The organism is Caballeronia sp., assembly GCF_028292365.1.
Taxonomy (GTDB): Bacteria; Pseudomonadota; Gammaproteobacteria; order Burkholderiales; family Burkholderiaceae; genus Caballeronia.
In genome coordinates this window covers 1-15,888 of the sequence record NZ_JAQGMM010000269.1, presented here as the reverse complement: position 1 = coordinate 15,888, position 15,888 = coordinate 1, and the positions used below count along the sequence as shown (strand labels likewise).

At 60.4% G+C, this 15,888-nt stretch carries 14 protein-coding genes; 13 read left to right on the top strand and 1 reads right to left on the bottom strand.

All coding sequences use genetic code 11. The features are described from left to right. The 3 genes from JWR14_RS17045 to JWR14_RS17035 all read left to right on the top strand — a co-directional run. A partial coding sequence (locus JWR14_RS17045; RefSeq protein WP_299708920.1) for an SDR family oxidoreductase occupies positions 1 to 549 on the top strand: 549 nt, incomplete at its 5' end. A gap of 68 nt (positions 550 to 617) precedes the next feature. Next, a complete protein-coding gene (locus JWR14_RS17040; RefSeq protein ID WP_299708917.1) occupies positions 618 to 1,217 on the top strand; it encodes an NADPH-dependent F420 reductase in 600 nt (199 codons plus the stop codon). Positions 1,218 to 1,535: 318 nt separating this feature from the next. Further along, entirely contained in the window at positions 1,536 to 1,967 is a 432-nt protein-coding gene (locus JWR14_RS17035) for a nuclear transport factor 2 family protein (RefSeq protein WP_299708914.1), read from the top strand. A 369-nt stretch (positions 1,968 to 2,336) separates the two neighbouring features. On the opposite strand, the gene JWR14_RS17030 is transcribed toward JWR14_RS17035, so the two are convergent. Continuing rightward, the gene (locus JWR14_RS17030) at positions 2,337 to 2,669 is read right to left on the bottom strand and encodes a cupin domain-containing protein (RefSeq protein WP_299708911.1); all 333 of its coding nucleotides are present in this window, start codon (positions 2,667 to 2,669) and stop codon (positions 2,337 to 2,339) included. 589 nt (positions 2,670 to 3,258) lie between these two features. On the opposite strand from JWR14_RS17030, the gene JWR14_RS17025 reads away from it, so the two are divergent. The 10 genes from JWR14_RS17025 (at position 3,259) to JWR14_RS16980 (ending at position 15,527) form a co-directional block, all read left to right on the top strand. Further along, positions 3,259 to 4,290, top strand: a complete 1,032-nt coding sequence (locus tag JWR14_RS17025) for an acetamidase/formamidase family protein (RefSeq protein WP_213768612.1) — start codon at positions 3,259 to 3,261, stop codon at positions 4,288 to 4,290. 140 nt (positions 4,291 to 4,430) lie between these two features. Next, complete coding sequence (locus JWR14_RS17020) at positions 4,431 to 6,809, top strand: acetamidase/formamidase family protein (RefSeq protein ID WP_299708904.1); 2,379 nt, start codon at positions 4,431 to 4,433, stop codon at positions 6,807 to 6,809. A gap of 139 nt (positions 6,810 to 6,948) precedes the next feature. Then, positions 6,949 to 7,851: a polysaccharide deacetylase family protein gene (locus tag JWR14_RS17015; RefSeq protein WP_299708901.1), complete on the top strand. Its 903-nt coding sequence runs from the start codon at positions 6,949 to 6,951 to the stop codon at positions 7,849 to 7,851. A 76-nt stretch (positions 7,852 to 7,927) separates the two neighbouring features. Continuing rightward, a complete protein-coding gene (locus JWR14_RS17010; protein ID WP_255631785.1) occupies positions 7,928 to 8,779 on the top strand; it encodes an ABC transporter substrate-binding protein in 852 nt (283 codons plus the stop codon). A gap of 59 nt (positions 8,780 to 8,838) precedes the next feature. Next, a complete protein-coding gene (locus tag JWR14_RS17005) occupies positions 8,839 to 10,542 on the top strand; it encodes an amino acid ABC transporter permease/ATP-binding protein (RefSeq protein ID WP_299708893.1) in 1,704 nt (567 codons plus the stop codon). Between the two features lie 13 nt (positions 10,543 to 10,555). Then, positions 10,556 to 11,572 carry an alpha/beta fold hydrolase gene (locus JWR14_RS17000; RefSeq protein ID WP_299708890.1) on the top strand — a complete coding sequence of 339 codons (1,017 nt, stop codon included), beginning with the start codon at positions 10,556 to 10,558 and terminating at the stop codon, positions 11,570 to 11,572. A 93-nt stretch (positions 11,573 to 11,665) separates the two neighbouring features. Next, positions 11,666 to 12,655 (top strand): acetamidase/formamidase family protein, encoded by a 990-nt coding sequence (locus JWR14_RS16995; protein WP_299708887.1) that lies wholly within the window; start codon positions 11,666 to 11,668, stop codon positions 12,653 to 12,655. 207 nt (positions 12,656 to 12,862) lie between these two features. Beyond that, on the top strand, positions 12,863 to 13,606 hold the full coding sequence (locus JWR14_RS16990; RefSeq protein ID WP_299708884.1) for an SDR family NAD(P)-dependent oxidoreductase: 744 nt from the start codon (positions 12,863 to 12,865) through the stop codon (positions 13,604 to 13,606). Positions 13,607 to 13,641: 35 nt separating this feature from the next. After that, complete coding sequence (locus tag JWR14_RS16985; protein WP_299708881.1) at positions 13,642 to 14,556, top strand: polysaccharide deacetylase family protein; 915 nt, start codon at positions 13,642 to 13,644, stop codon at positions 14,554 to 14,556. Positions 14,557 to 14,558: 2 nt separating this feature from the next. Further along, on the top strand, positions 14,559 to 15,527 hold the full coding sequence (locus JWR14_RS16980; protein ID WP_299708878.1) for an NAD(P)-dependent oxidoreductase: 969 nt from the start codon (positions 14,559 to 14,561) through the stop codon (positions 15,525 to 15,527). Positions 15,528 to 15,888: the final 361 nt, after the last annotated feature.

The window sequence follows — 15,888 nt, the reverse complement described above, 5'->3', positions numbered from 1 at the left end:
GATGAGGCCGACCTCGACCGACTCTACGCGGCGGTGAAGGCCGAGCGCGGAACCCTCGACATCGTCTTCGCCAATGCCGGGGCGGGAAGCCAGCTTGTGCTCGGCAAGATCACCGCCGAGCACATTGACGAACACTTCGACACCAATGTGAAGGGTACGATCTTCACGGTCCAGAAGGCGCTGCCGCTGATGAGCGAGGGCGGTTCGATCATCCTGACCGGATCGAGCGCCGGCACCACGGGCGCCCCTGGAATGAGCGCCTACAGCGCGAGCAAGGCGGCAGTGCGCAACCTCGCGCGGACCTGGGCGGAGGACCTGAAGGGCACCGGCATCCGGGTCAACGTGCTGTCGCCCGGCGCGACGGCGACCGACCTCGCGAAGGAAGCGCTCGGCGAGGAGGGCCAAAAGGTTTTCGCCTCGATGACTCCGCTCCAGCGCATGGCCGATCCCGCGGAGATCGGGGCCGTGGCTGCCTTTCTCGCGTCGTCGGACAGCAGCTTCATGACCGCCAGCGAGGTCGCCGTCGACGGCGGCCTTGCGCAACTCTGACGCTATGCCCTACGGCGCTCCATTCGATATTCGGAGCCCGTAGGGCGTGGCAAACCTAAGGAGAACATATGAGCTACGCAATTATCGGCTTCGGCAAGATCGGCCAGGCTCTTGCCAAGGCGTTTGCCCGAAGCGGCATCGAAGTATCCGTTGCAACCACTCGCGACCCGGAAAGCTTTGCATCCGCTGCGGCCGCGATCGGACCCGAGATCATTCCCAAAAAACTAGCGGATGCCGTCAGGGCGGACATCGTCTTTTTGGCTGTCCGTTACGAGTCGCACCGGGATGTCGCGAAGGCGCTGCCGACCTGGAAGGGAAAGACCATCGTCGATGTGACCAATGCCTACGGCGTGTCCCCTGAGGAACTGGGAGGACAGCCTTCCTCCAAGGTCGTCGCGCAGGCCTTCACTGGTGCAAGACTGGTTAGGGGCTTCAACCATTTGGGCGCTGCCGTCCTTGACCAGGATCCGGCCGTACATGGTGGCAGGAGAGTCGTGTTCCTGGCGAGCGACGACGACACCGCTGCAGCGGAGATTGGTGCGCTTGCGGAAAATCTCGGTTTCTCGCCGATCAAACTTGGCGCGCTTTCCGAAGGTGGACTGCTCGTGCAGGCGCGCGGAAATAGCTGGGGACAACTGATCTTTAAGGACTTGATCAAGTTCGACTGACGAATCGTGATCGCAAATTTTGCTGCGATCCTGCCTCGTGGACCGTCGTGGACCCTCGTGGACAGACGGCGGCCACAGTTTGATTGAAGCGAGGGCGACGCCAGCCGTAAGCCGCGCTCCGATCATCTGGCGTGCGCTCGCTTATGGGTCTGCTTGACGCCTTCCAGCTCGGGGAGGCGTTGCGCTTGCCGTTCCTGTACGCGACCACTGGGAGCAACACGTCCCTCACGTCGTTCTCATCAACCCATTCCGGTGGAGTTGTTTGTCGACGGCGGCTTTTCGGCCATATTCCGATGTAACCGAAATGGAGAAATTTCGATGAGCACGCAAGAGAATGTCCAGATTGTGAAGGATTTTTTTGCAGCAATGGGCCGCGGCGATAAGCAAGGTCTGCTGGCGATTTCTGCCGAAGACATTGAGTGGATCATTCCGGGCGAGTGGCCGCTGGCCGGCATCCACCGCAGACACGCGGGACTGGCCGATTTGCTTCAGAAGGCTTCCGAAATGGTGGAAACGTCATACCCAGAGCCCCCCGAATTCGTAGCGCAGGGCGACCGGGTTCTGGTCGTCGGCTTCGCCACGGGCAGAGTCAAAGCCACGAACAGGACGTTCGAGGACGATTGGGTCTTCGCCATTACCGTTCGAAATGGCAAAGTGACGAACTTCGCCATTACCGTTCGAAATGGCAAAGTGACGAACATTCGGGAGTACATCGACACGCTTGCACTGGCGCGGGCCTCCGAACTTTAAAGCTGAAGCTGGCGATGAATCTAACAACAATAGTCAATCAGTTGGGTCGAACTGAGTATGTGGAAGTCGCAGGCAGGCACGTTAGTGCGGGTACTTACCGCATTGAGACGCGAACCCATCGAGCTTCACGCGCTCTATCCGACACGCCGCAGCAGGTCAGGAAAGGTCCGCGCTTTCATTGATGCCCTTATTGGTCACCTTGATACGGTCAAGCTAACGTCCTCGCGCGTAGGTCTCAACCGTGACACCGCAGTTTGCAAGCAGAGCGAAATCAGAGAGCCAGTTTTCACTAACTGCGGCACTGGACAACACCTCGGCTGTCCGATCTCTCGACGATGGTCAAATGCTGCGCATGAATCGGCGCTCGATTCAGCATTCGTGGTAGATCGTAAGCCAGACGGTCTGCTCCTCGGCATGCGTCCACGCAACGCGATGCCGGCAATGCGGCTCGATCAGCACGTAGTCGCCGGGACCCATGTCGTGCAGCGTCGAGTCCTCTTCGAACTCGAGCACGGCCGCGCCCGACAGCAGTACAACCCATTCGGCGCGCGAGTCGTCATACCAGAACCCTTCGGGACTCGCGTGCCCCATGGACACGATCCGCTCCACGTTCAGGCGCTGCCCCGTGATGAGCATGTCGATGCGCTCTTCGCGGCCGCGCTTCGCTTCGAAGCTGAACAGGTTACCCGATTGAAGTTGCATGGCTCGACCTCACGTCAACGTTCACTTCACACGCACAAGACCGTCGAGCAGCGTCGGGACCAGCTCGCTGATAGCCGGATGGATGCGCATTGAACTGTAGCGCACAAGAATCAGTAAAGACGATTGGCCGATATTGGAAGCAAATGAGCCATTGCAGCGACCGCGCTTTCAATCAACCGGACGACCGGAGATGGCACCCGGTCCGACGTTGAACCGGTGAGGTGCACCGCCATTGATCGGTCCGCGTCGGGCAGAAGTCGACCCCGAACGGACTGTCGAGCCGCAGTAGCGAGCGTCCGCGCGACGACGCAAATCTGACGTTCGCAAATGCCGGCCACTCGTCTTCCTACCGTCGGAGAGGCCGACTGAAACGCGAACGAAAGCCTGTCTTGTGGTGCGCGGGGAAATTGACTGGCTGCGCTTAAGCCCCGACATCTCGAGACCCTCGCCGAGCGGGGTGACGCTGCGACCCAATTCGCCCACGTACAAGCTTTTGTACGCAGTCACCCAACTGCTTCTATTCTGTCGCTCGTACGATCTGTCTTCGGTCGCGTTGCCGATCGCACACTCTTACGGAGCTTTAGAAAGCATGCTTCACGACCTGCCTGCCATCCGAAAAAATGTTCATTGGGGATATTTCGACGCGGCGCTAGCGCCCGCGCTGATTGTCGAGAGCGGCGACTTCGTTCGCGCCGAAGCAATAACGCATCACGCAGGCGACGCCCCGGAGCTCATGATGGATGACCAGGTGCGCGCGCTCTACGAGACGATTCCCGAATCCGATCGCCAGCCCGGCGTGCATCTGATGACGGGACCGATCTTTGTGAAGGACGCGAAACCCGGCGACCTGCTTGAGGTGCGTTACCTGCAAATGATTCCGCGCTTCAACTACGGCTCGAATCTCGCGGCGCACTGGGGTCATTTGTTCTCCGATTTCGAGAAGGAACGCGTCACTATCTACGAACTCGATCAGGCATCGAACACGGCTCACGCGCTGTATGCGTATGACTATCCCGGCAAGTATCTCGTGCCGGGCAAGCGCTCGGAGATTCGCGACTGCTGCCGCGAACTCGCTCTCGAAGGCATTCGCGTGCCGGTGCGTCCGCATCTGGGTACAGCCGGCGTCGCGCCTGATGTGGCGGGCCGCGTGAGCACCGTTCCGCCGGGCGCGCATGGTGGCAATATCGATAACTGGCGCATCGGCGCGGGCTCGACCATGTATTACCCGGTCGCCGTGGACGGCGGGCTGTTCTCGATCGGTGACCCGCATGTATCGCAAGGCGATGGCGAGATCAGCGGCACCGCGATCGAGGCGTCACTCAATGTGATGTTCCAGATCGTACTGCGGCGCGACTTCGCATTTCCCTCGCCGTTGCTGGAAACGCCAGACTACTGGATCGTCCATGGCTTCGATGAAGACCTCGACATCGCGACGAAAAATGCTTCACGCGATATGTTGTTGTTGCTTACCGAGCAGCAAGGCCTGTCGCGCGACGACGCGTATTCGCTAATGAGCGTCGCCGCGGATTTCTCCGTGACTCAAGTCGTGGATGGCCGTCAGGGCATTCACTGCAAGATCCCCCGCAGCATCTTTCCTCCGAGGAAAAAGCCTCGCGTGTGAGATGAGTGTGCGCGCGCTATAGCGGTGCGTCCAGGCACCGTTGTAGCGCAGCACGGCGGCGCTGACGGCGTTGTTATCAATGGCACGGACATTGCCTTTGACTTACTCGACTGACGTTCGTCAGGGTCCGGGAGCCTGGGTTGGAATTACTGCGTTTTACCACCGAGTCGTATGCCGAAGTCGATCGCATGCGCGCATGGAACGAAGCGCTCGCCCGGCTCGGCCTGCGCTGCGGCCCCTCTCAGACAGCCGCGCGCCATTTGCATGGAACCATCAAGTCGCACAAGTCCAGCAACGGCTTCGAGCTGATCGCGCTGGCCGCGTTTATGCAAACCATCGAGCTCAGGGTCGATGGCGCCGACAGTCTCGTGATCGTGCTGCATCTCGACGGCGACGTGACGCTTGTCGCCGACGGCGTGCGCGTGCGGGTTGCGACTGGCGATATTGTCTATGCGTCGTCGCGCGAGGAAGCGCACCTGGCGTTCACGTCCGACTTCCGTGCGTTTGTGATCCGCGTGCCCCGCGCTGCCATCAACGCACGCCTCCTTACACCGTTCTCACTGCGTGCCGGGCGTTTGCCGGGAGACGCCGGTATCGGTCATGTGTTCTCCGGCTTTCTGCGCTCGATTGCCGAAAGCGTGGAGACGCTGTCACTGGACGAGTTGCGCCCCCTCGAACTTGCGCTTGCGGAGTTTCTGGTCGCGAGTCTCGCCGGTCACGACAAGGAAGGCAGCTTCAGCGGCCTCACGCCGTCTCAGGCGGCGATCTTTTCGCGCGTATGTCGAACCATCGAAGCCAATCTCGCTGACCCCGATCTCGGGCTGACATCGATAGCGAAGGAAGAGCGCGTCTCGCCGCGTTATCTGCAGAAGCTGTTTGAAGCGGTTGGACAGAATTTCTCGACCTACTTGCGCTCGCGCAGGCTGGAACGCTGCCGCGCGGAGCTGGTTAATCCGTTATACGAAAGGGTTTCGATCGCCGATGTCTGCTTCCGCTGGGGTTTCAACGATCCCGCGTATTTCAGCCGTGCGTTCCGCGAGCAATATGGCGCGTCGCCGCGCACCTTCCGGCATGAAGCAGGCCTCGAACTGGCGCGCCATCTCGTGCGGCGGATCTCGCGCGGCTTGCCTGTCAATGCCGGGAGTTTGCTCGTGCATGCGCAGCTCGCCGAGCAGGGCGCGATTCATGAAATGACGGACGAGATCGATCCTGCCGGGCAGCCTGAAGCGCCCTTGTCACAACCGCCGCCGCGCGATTCCGGCAAGCCGCGTCATCATCTGTTGCGTGCAACGGCCAACACGGTTCACTGGGGTTACTTCAGTCATGACCTGAAGCCCGTGCTCGAAGTGAATAGCGGCGACACGGTGACTATCGAAACGCTTACACAACACGCGGCGGATGACTGGGAGCGCATGGTGCAAGGCGATCCTGGCGCCGAGAGCGTGTTCCATTGGACGGCCGAGCGCAAGAACGTCAACCGCCGCGGCGCGGGCCCCATGGACGCGTCCATCTACGGACGTGGTGCGGGAGAAGGCTTCGGCGTGCATATCTGCACCGGACCGATTGCTGTACACGGCGCGGAACCCGGCGACGTGCTGGAAGTGCGTATCGTCGATATTCACCCGCGCGCTTGCGCCAATCCGAAATTCGCCGGACGCGCGTTCGGCAGCAATGCCGCTGCGTGGTGGGGCTTTCACTATCGCGAGTTATTGACCGAGCCGAAACCGCGCGAGGTCGTGACCATCTATGAACTCGACGCCGACGCCACCGCGGGCGAAACCGCCTGCGCGCGCGCCGTCTATAATTTCCGCTGGACACCTCAGCGGGACCCCTTCGGCGTGATGCATCCGACGATCGATTATCCCGGCGTGCCAGTCGATCATTCGACCGTGGTCGAGAATCACGACATCCTGAAGAACGTCAAAATCCCGGTGCGTCCGCACTTCGGAGTGGTCACCGTCGCGCCGCAGCAGGACGGTCTGATCGATTCGATCCCGCCATCCACCTTCGGCGGCAATCTCGACAATTGGCGCGTAACGCGCGGCGCGAGCGTGTTCCTGCCGGTCGGGGTGGCCGGCGCACTGCTCTCCATTGGCGACCCGCATGCGTCGCAAGGCGACTCTGAATTGTGCGGCACCGCGATCGAGTGTTCGCTCACCGGCGACTTCCAACTGGTGATTCATAAGAAAGAAACGCTCAGCGGCCAGCCGTTTGCGGATCTCACCTACCCGCTGGTCGAAACCGCCGAGGAATGGGTTCTTCAGGGCTTCAGTTATCCAAACTATCTGGCCGAGTTCGGCACGAGCGCGCAAAGCGCCGTGTATGAAAAATCGACGCTCGATCTCGCGATGCGCGATGCGTTTATCAAAACGCGGCGCTTCCTGATGACGACCAAGGGTCTATCCGAAGATGAAGCGATCTCGCTGATCTCGGTCGCGGTCGACTTCGGCGTGACGCAGGTCGTGGACGGCAACTGGGGGGTGCACGCGATCATCCGCAAGGCGCTCTTCACCGCGTGAAGCCGCGAATTACGACCGTCGATGCGCCTGCGGACAAGAGTTTGTTCGCAGCAAGCGCGATCCGGCTATTTTTGCGTCCCTACCATGACTCCTGACGTGAACACAGGCGTACGCGCCGCTCGACAGGACTCACTGAACCATGAATTCCCCCGCACATCGCGCGCTGCCCGGCCACAGGCGCTTTCAATATTCGCCGATCAACGGCCGCCCTGTTTATCGCTGGCCTGACGGTTCGCGGCTCGCGGTCTACATCGGGTTCAACATCGAGCACTTTGCGTTCGGCGAAGGACTGGGGCCGACGATCGGTCGGGTGATGCCCGAGCCCGATGTGCTGAATCACGCGTGGCGCGAGTATGCATTGCGCGTGGGCGCGTGGCGCTGTCTCGATCTCTTCGATGAACTCGCGCTGCCGACCGCGGCCATCATCAATACTGCGCTCTACGATCACTGCCCAGAGCTGGTCGCCGCGTTCGCTCAGCGCGGCGACGAACTGGTCGCGCACGGCCATACGAATTCGCAGCGGCAAGGAACACTCACTGAAGACGACGAGCGCGCGCTGATCGTGGCATGCCGCGAGCGGATTGCGGCGGAGAGCGCACAGCAGCCCGCGGGCTGGTTATCGCCGTGGCTCTCGGAGAGTCGTGTCACCAGCGATCTGGTAGCCGAAGCTGGTTACCAGTACACGCTCAACTGGTGTCACGACGACCAGCCCACGCGCATGCATACGCGCAACGGTCAGCCGCTGTGGTCGATTCCGTATCCGGAAGAAGTCAACGATATCCCGATGATACTTGCGCGCCAGATGGACGCGAAGTCGTTCGCCGATCTGGTGATCGATCACTTCGACGAAATGTTGCGGCAATCCGCGTGTCAGCCGCTGGTGATGGGCATTGCGTTGCATGCGTACCTGATGGGACAGCCGCATCGTTTGTGCCACTTGCGGCGGGTGCTTGAACATATTGCCCGCGCACGCGACGAAGGCCGCATCTGCATTACCACGCCGGGCTCGATTGCAAGCCACATGGACTTGCTCGGCCGTTAGCTCACTTCATTCCCGTTTCCCTGTACCGGCTCTTTCGTTTTTATATCGTTCAACCTGATTAGGATTCGCCATGTTCATGTCAAAGACAGTCAAGCTGTTGCTATGCTTAGTCGCCGGCCTCCTCCTCGCACAAGGCGCGTCGGCGCAATCGTGCGAACCGTCCAAGGTAGCGCAGAAATATCCATCGCTTGCGGGCAAGACCATCAGGATCGGCGTGGACCCGGAGTCCCCGCCCTATGCGTTTCGTGACAGCAAGGACTTCAACAAGATCATCGGCGCCGATGCCGACATGGCCCGTGCCGTGTTCGACTGCGCGGGCGTGAAGACGGAATTCTTCACCGCCGGCTGGCCGGGCTTGCTGCCCGCATTGCGTGCCGGACAGATCGATGTGATGTGGGACCTGCTGTACTACACGCCGGAACGGGCGAAGGAGACGAGCTTCCTCACGTATATGCAGGCCGGCACGGGCGGTCTGGTGACAGCCGGCAACCCCAAGAAGATCGATGACATCTCCAAGCTCTGCGGCCTCACGGTCACGGCAGGCATCGGCACCGTCGAACTGACGATGGCGCAAGCGCAAGCCGCCAAGTGCAAGGCCGAAGGCAAGCCCGATGTGACCATCATGACGTCCGCCGATATCGCGTCTGGCGCGCGCCTTGTTGCAAGCCATCGCGCCGACGTCATGATGTACGACCTCGCGCTCGTCGATGGTCTCGCAAAGCAGAACCCGCAGCTTTACATGCGCGGCTTCATGATAACGAGCGGCATGAAGATCGGCGTGGGCGTGAAAAAAGGTAACACCGATATGATCGCCGCCGTATCCGATGGACTCAAGATCATGCAGACCAACCAGACGCAAAAGAAGACCTTCCAACAGTACGGAGTCGATCCTTCGCTGGAAACCCCGACCACGCTGCTTACTCAATGAAGGCTGCCTGCGCGGCACACCGCCCGGTGTGCCGGTAGCGTCATGGATCGGGTTCGGAAATGAATGGATTGCGTATCAAACATAAAATTGCCGGTGCCATCGGCATGCTCGCCATGCTCGTATGGCACCCCGCCAGGGCTGCCGGTCTCGCGGGCGTTGAGGTGCTCGACGGTTTCAGGGAGTTGGCCGATTATGTCGGCTCGCCGTTCCTGCTCGGCGGCGCATGGATCGCGGTGAAGATCACGCTGATTGCGATGGCGGTCGGACTAGTGCTTGGGCTTGGTCTTGCATTGATGCGGTTGTCGCGGTTCAAGGTCTTGAACTCAGCGGCGTGGGGTTATATCTGGTTCGTGCGCGGCACGCCGCAACTGCTGCAACTCGTGTTCATCTTCGACGCGCTGCCGCTGGTCGGGTTGCGTTTCGATGAAATCACGACCGCGGTTATCGGCTTTGCGTTGAACGAAGCGGCGTTCAGCGCTGAACTATTTCGTGCCGGGATCTTGTCGGTGAACCGTTCGCAATCTACCGCGGCCGCCGCGCTCGGCATGGGACCGTTGCTGACGTTACGCCGCATCATCCTGCCGCAATCGATGCGCGCGGTGATCCCGGGTCTCGCCAACGACACCATCGGCATGTTGAAGCTGACGTCGATCGCATCGGTGATCTTCGTCAACGAGCTGACGTTTCGCTCGCAACAGGTGGTCGGGCAGAACTTCAAGTTCTTTACCGTGTTCGGCGCGGCGGCGGTGATTTATCTGTTCCTGACGAGCGCGATCTCGTTGCTTCAGGTATGGCTCGAACGCCTCTTCGATCACGAGCGTGACCGGAAGATCTCGTTCTCGTGGTTCGGACTGCGCGCATCGACGCGTGATGTGAAACCAGTGGACGCGCCGGTTGCTTTACCGGTCACCGTCAAAGAGCCAGACGCGAACGATCACGCATGGATCGGTACGCTGCTGCCTGCAGAAAGTCGCACGCCGCGACAACGCGATGAACCGTTTGTCGCGTGTAGGAACGTCTGGAAATCGTATGATAAGCGCGAGATTTTGCGCGGCGTCGACCTGTCGATCGCGCATGGCGAAGTGGTCGTGATTCTGGGCCCGAGCGGTTCCGGCAAAAGCACGCTGCTCAGGCTCATCAACCATCTCGAACCGCTTGACTGGGGAACAATCAAGGTCGATTCGCAGTATGTGGGTTATCGCGAAATACCGGGTGGTGGCGGCACGGTGCGGCCCCTGCACAACCTCGCACGTGCCCGTGCCGAAGCGCGCGTAGGCATGGTGTTCCAGCATTTCAATCTCTTCAGTCATTTGAGTGCGCTGGAAAATATCGTTGAAGCACAGCGGCAGGTCTATGCCGTGCCTCGCGCCGAAGCGGAAGCGCTTGGCCGAGAGCTCCTGAAAAGCGTGGGCCTGGCCGCGCATGCCGATTTTCTGCCGCATCGGTTATCCGGCGGACAGCAGCAGCGGGTGGCGATTGCACGTGCGCTCGCAATCAAGCCCAAGTTGATGCTCTTCGACGAACCCACTTCTGCGCTCGATCCCGAACTCGTCGGTGAAGTGCTTGGCGTGATGCGCGGGCTGGCCGATGCCGGCATGACGATGATCGTGGTCACGCACGAGATCCGCTTTGCCCGCGATGTCGCCGACCGCGTCATCTTCATGGATGGCGGTGAAGTGATCGAGCAAGGGACGCCGGAACAGGTCATCGATAACCCGACCCACGAGCGCACCCGAAAATTCCTTAACGTCGTCGTAAATTAAATATGAGGCTCAAGTGACGGACTTCGAAACTTTCGATCTCGGCCGCGTCGTGCTGCAGTCCGGCGCGACGCTGCCTGACATGCTGCTCAGCTACAAGACGTACGGCCGGCTGAATGCAGCGCGCGACAATGCGATTGTCTATCCGACGTTTTATAGCGGCAGCCATGTCGACAATGAGTGGCTGATTGGCGAGCACATGGGGCTCGATCCGCGGGAGTACTTCATCATCGTGCCGAATATGTTTGGCAACGGCGTATCGAGTTCACCGAACAACAATCCAGCGCCTTATGATCGTGGCCGCTTTCCGCATGTGACGCTGTACGACAACGTCGCGATGCAGCATCGCCTTGTGACCGAGAAGTTCGGCATCGAGTCGCTCAGGCTCGTCACTGGCTGGTCCATGGGCGCGATGCAGGCGTTCCATTGGGCTGCGATGTATCCGGACATGGTCGAACGCATTCTGCCGCTTTGCGGGGCGGCGCGATGCTCGCGGCACAACTTTGTGTTTATCGAGGGGCTTAAGGCGCCATTGCTGCTGGATCCCGAGTTCAAGGACGGTTTCTACGATGCACCGCCGACGCGTGGAATGCGCGCTGCTGCGCGTGTGTTTGCCGGGTGGGGATTTTCGCAGGCGTTTCTGCGTCAACGGCTCGACATGGAAGCTATGGGATATGGGTCGCTCGAGGACTTCATTACCCAGTTCTGGGAGGGCGATTTCTTGAAGAAGGACGCGAACAATATTTTGTCGATGATGTGGAGCTGGCAGTACGGCGATATTTCCGCGAATCCGCTTTATAAGGGAGATTTCGATCGGGCGTTGGGCAGTATCACTGCAAAGGCTATTGTGATGCCCGGGCGCACGGATCTGTATTTTCCGCCGGAAGATAGCGAGTATGAGGTTTCGAAGATGCCTAATGCTCAGTTGCGGCCTATCGAGTCGGTGTGGGGGCATTTTGCGGGCGGCCCTGCGGCCAATGCTGTCGATGTCAAGTTCATCGATAGTGCGGTGAGGGAAATTTTGGCTATGTAGTGGCCGGGGCTTTTGCGCTTGGACTACTCGCGCCAGATTGCTTCCGCGTGGTCTGGCGCGAGCTAAATGTTGGATTTTCTTTCAGGAGCATGCGTGAGCGAATCACATGTATTAACGTCGTCGCCTGATACGGTGCACTGGGGTTTCTTTGATTCGGCGCTGGCGCCGGTACTGACGATTCGATCCGGCGACGAAGTCCGGATCGAAACAGTCAATGGGCAGCCTCGCGACCTGGTCGGATTGCCGTTTGAGATGCTGCCGGAGCATCAGGCGATTCATCGTGATTGCACGCCGAAACTGGGGCCCCATATTGTGACCGGTCCGATCGCCGTAGACGGTGCACAGTCCGGCGATCTGCTGGAAGTGCGGGTAGTCGACATCGAACTTCGGCAGGACTGGGGCTGGAACGCTATTCGCCCGTTGCGCGGCACCCTGCCCGACGACTTCCCGATCACGCAACTGCTGCACGTGCCGATTGACCGGTCGCGCAACGTGGCGACGCTGCCGTTCGGGCCGCGAATTCCGCTTCGGCCGTTCTTCGGGATCATGGGGGTCGCGCCGCCGCCGGCGTACGGCGCGATCAGCTCGATCGAACCGCGCGAGCACGGCGGGAATATCGACAACAAGGAATTGGGTGTAGGCGCGATCGTCTACTTTCCGGTCCATGTGCCCGGCGCCCTGTTTTCCGTCGGCGACGGGCACGCCGTGCAAGGAGACGGCGAGGTTGATCTAAGCGCGCTCGAAACGTCTTTGACTGGCGTTTTCCGTCTGACTATCCATCGCGGAATCGAGGCATCCCTGCCGTTCGCGATCACTCAGCGGCACGTCATTACGATGGGTTTCGACGAGGACCTCGACGAAGCCGCGCGCAAGGCATTGCGGGAAATGATTCAGCTAATCGGCAGAGCCACTGGCTGGCCGCATGCGTCTGCCTATGCATTCTGCAGCATGGCGTGCGACCTGCGGATTACGCAGATGGTTGACGGAGAAAAGGGTGTTCATGCGATGGTCGAGCATTCGCTGCTCACGCCTCATCTGTCGAAACCGTATCTGGCGTTGAAGCCTCAGTCGCCGGATGCATAGCTGGCATCGTGCATGCGAACCGGCCAAGCTTGCACAGAAATATCCGTCGAATACGGCCCACCCAGCAGGTGATCGACAATCCGCAGACGAGCGGACCCAGCGCTTTCTGCGAGCCATCGTCGACCGCGAAGAGAAGGCGGCATAAGCATGGCGGCACGGCGGTTCGTTCCGTGCCGGCGACCTTTACGTTGTGTCAGGAGGTAACGATTGAATAATCGAGAACTCGAGGGGCAAGTGGTGCTGATCACGGGCGCCGGATCCGGGATCGGCCGTTCGCATGCGCTGTATTTGCCGACGCTCGGTGCGTCGGTGATTGTTCACGACGTCGACGCCACGAAGATCCAGACGACTGTCGACGCGATACGCAACGCAGGCGGCCGTGCGTTCGGCATCGTATGCGACGTCCGGGACTCGGCACGGTTTCGCCGGGAGATAGAAACGGCAGCGGCCGAGGCCGGACCGGTTGATGTCCTTGTGAACAATGTCGGGATTGCTTCGAACGGCCCGATCGAATCGCTGACGGTCGACGAGCTCGACACCGTGTTCCGGGTGAACGTCTACAGCTTTGTCGTCGCATTGCAAGCAGTATTGCCGGCAATGAAGCAGCGACGTGCAGGCCGGATCATCAACACGTCGTCGAACTGGGCGTTGACCGGACAGGAGAACGCATGCGTCTATGCCGCGACAAAAGCTGCGATTCTCGGGCTGACGAAGTCGTGGGCACGCGAGCTGGCGCCATGGAACATCACCGTCAACTGTATCGCGCCAGGCGGCATCCATACCGATCTGCTGGAAACCAGCGCCGAGCGGCTTGCGCGCATACCGCTTGGCCGGCATGGCGATCCGCTTGACGTATCGCATATGGCTGGCTTTCTCGCTTCGCATCGATCAAGTTACATGACCGGCGGTGTACTCAACCTGACCGGCGGCGAGCTGATTCCTGGCTGCTGAACGGCCATCGGGCCAACACCTGCAAAGGGGCAAGCATGAACAGAACGAGGAATTTCATCGGCTATGGCGAAACGCCGCCCGATCCTTCATGGCCGGGCTGCGCACGCATTGCGATTAACCTGAACCTCAACTTCGAGGGCGGCGGCGAGCGTTCACTCGACAACGGCGACGATACGTCAGAGGGCGTGCTGAACGATATCGGAATGCCCGCATATACGGGATTGCGTAGCCCGCTAGCCGAATCCGCATTCGAATACGGCTCGCGCACAGGCGTGTGGCGAATCCTGCGCGTCTTGCGATCTTTTTGCGTGAAGGCGAGCATCCTGGGTGTCGTCGCCGCACTGGAACGCAACCCGGAGGCGTCCCGCGCATTCGTGCGGGACGGACACGAGCTGGTTTGCCATGGATACCGGTGGCTGGACTACCAGGTAATGCCCATGGACGAGGAGCGCAAGCACGTTGATGCGGCCGTTCGGTGGTTTGAGTCGCAGTTCGGCATGACGTCGCTCGGATGGATGACCGGGCGGCCGAGCGTCCATACGCGCGAGCTGATCGCCGCGACGGGACGCATCCTGTACGACCGCGATGAACTCAACGACGAACTACCGTACTGGACGGTAGCCGCCGGGAAACCGCATTTGATCATCCCGTATTCGTTCGAAACGAACGACAATCGCTTTAACGAAAATTCGGGCTTCAGCGTCGCGCGGCATTTCGCCGAATACATGACGGACTGTTTCGACACGCTGTATGCGGAGGCCGGTTATCGACCGACGATGATGTCGATCGGTCTGCATGACCGGCTGATCGGCCGTCCGGCTCGCATCAAGGGTCTGGTCGATTTCCTGCGCCACGCGTGCGCGCACCGTGGCGTCTGGTTCTGCACCGGTGCGCAGATCGCGCACCACTGGCGCAAAAACTTCGCGCCGACCGATATAGGGGGTTTGTAGCGATGAGCGGCGGCAACGGCTCCCGGGCCCATTTACCCCATGCACAACACTACCAAACCGTGCTTGTCACAGGTGCGAACGGCTTTGTCGGCCGGCTTGTCTGCGAGCAGCTCCGCTCGGCGTATGGGCGCGTCGTTGCGCTGGATCGCGCGTTCGCGGTGTCCGACTCGAGCGGTCCGCACGCCGATCGCCGGGTGGTTGCCGACCTGACCGATCGCGCAATGATCGAGGCACTGTTCGAAGACGAGAAGATTACGGCAGTGGTTCATTGCGGCGGCATTTCGGGGCCGATGCTCGCACGTGACGATCCGGCACTGGTTCACCGCGTGAACGTAGTTGGGACGTTGAATATGCTTGACTGCGCGTCTCGCCATCATGTGCAGCGCTTCGTTCACGCGTCGTCGATTGCCGTCTATGGCGACCATCCGGCGATCGCGGCAATCGATGAATCCGCAGCATTGCTGGCGGTCGATCCCTATGGCACAAGCAAGATCGCCTCGGAATTGATCGCCCGCTCATATCGTGCCTGTTCGACGCTCGACGTCGTCGCACTGCGCTTTGGGTCGATCTATGGTCCGGGCCGGCGCACGGAGTGTGTCGTGGGTGCGTTATACGCGTCGATGCTTACCGGCCAGCCGGCGGTAGTCAGCGCTGCGTCGACCAATCCGCGACAGCTGATCTATGTCGACGATTGCGTCGACGCGATCATCGCTGTGCTCGCCACGCCATGGCTGCCGCGGTTCGCCTACAACATTGCGACGAGCCGGATCGTTTCGGAAGCGGCCGTCGCTGCGCTCGCCACAGCGATCGACGCACGGGTGAAATATCGGATCGATACCGCCGAGCAATTCAGCGAAGGGCGGATCGGTCCACTATGCATCGACGCCGCGCAACGGGACTTCGGCTTTGTCGCGCAGGTCGACATCGTCGAAGGACTGACCCGGTATTGGCACCCCCGCGGCGACAGTTAGCGCCTGGAAAGCGGAAGATCCGAAGTCGCCAACGGCGCAATCGATCCCGCTCTGTCGTTCCGCCCCGCCGAGGCGTCCCCATTCGCCGTCGTCCGTCACGCGGCAATTCTTTCGGCCGTCGGTAGTTCGCGGCGATTGCCACAAGAACCTAGCAGCGTTCGGCAAGTTTCGACTTGACTTGCGACAATCCGCAGTCGGCGGCTTTCCTGGGGGTATTCTACTGGTTGTGGGTTTGTGCCTCGATCTGACCGGAAGCGTTGAGTGAACTGTTCACGCGCAATCAAAATTGGGAAGATCACCGGTGCGGGAAGCCGCTTTGAGAGATGTTGGGCGATGGTTTGCAGGACTGCCATGCAACGGA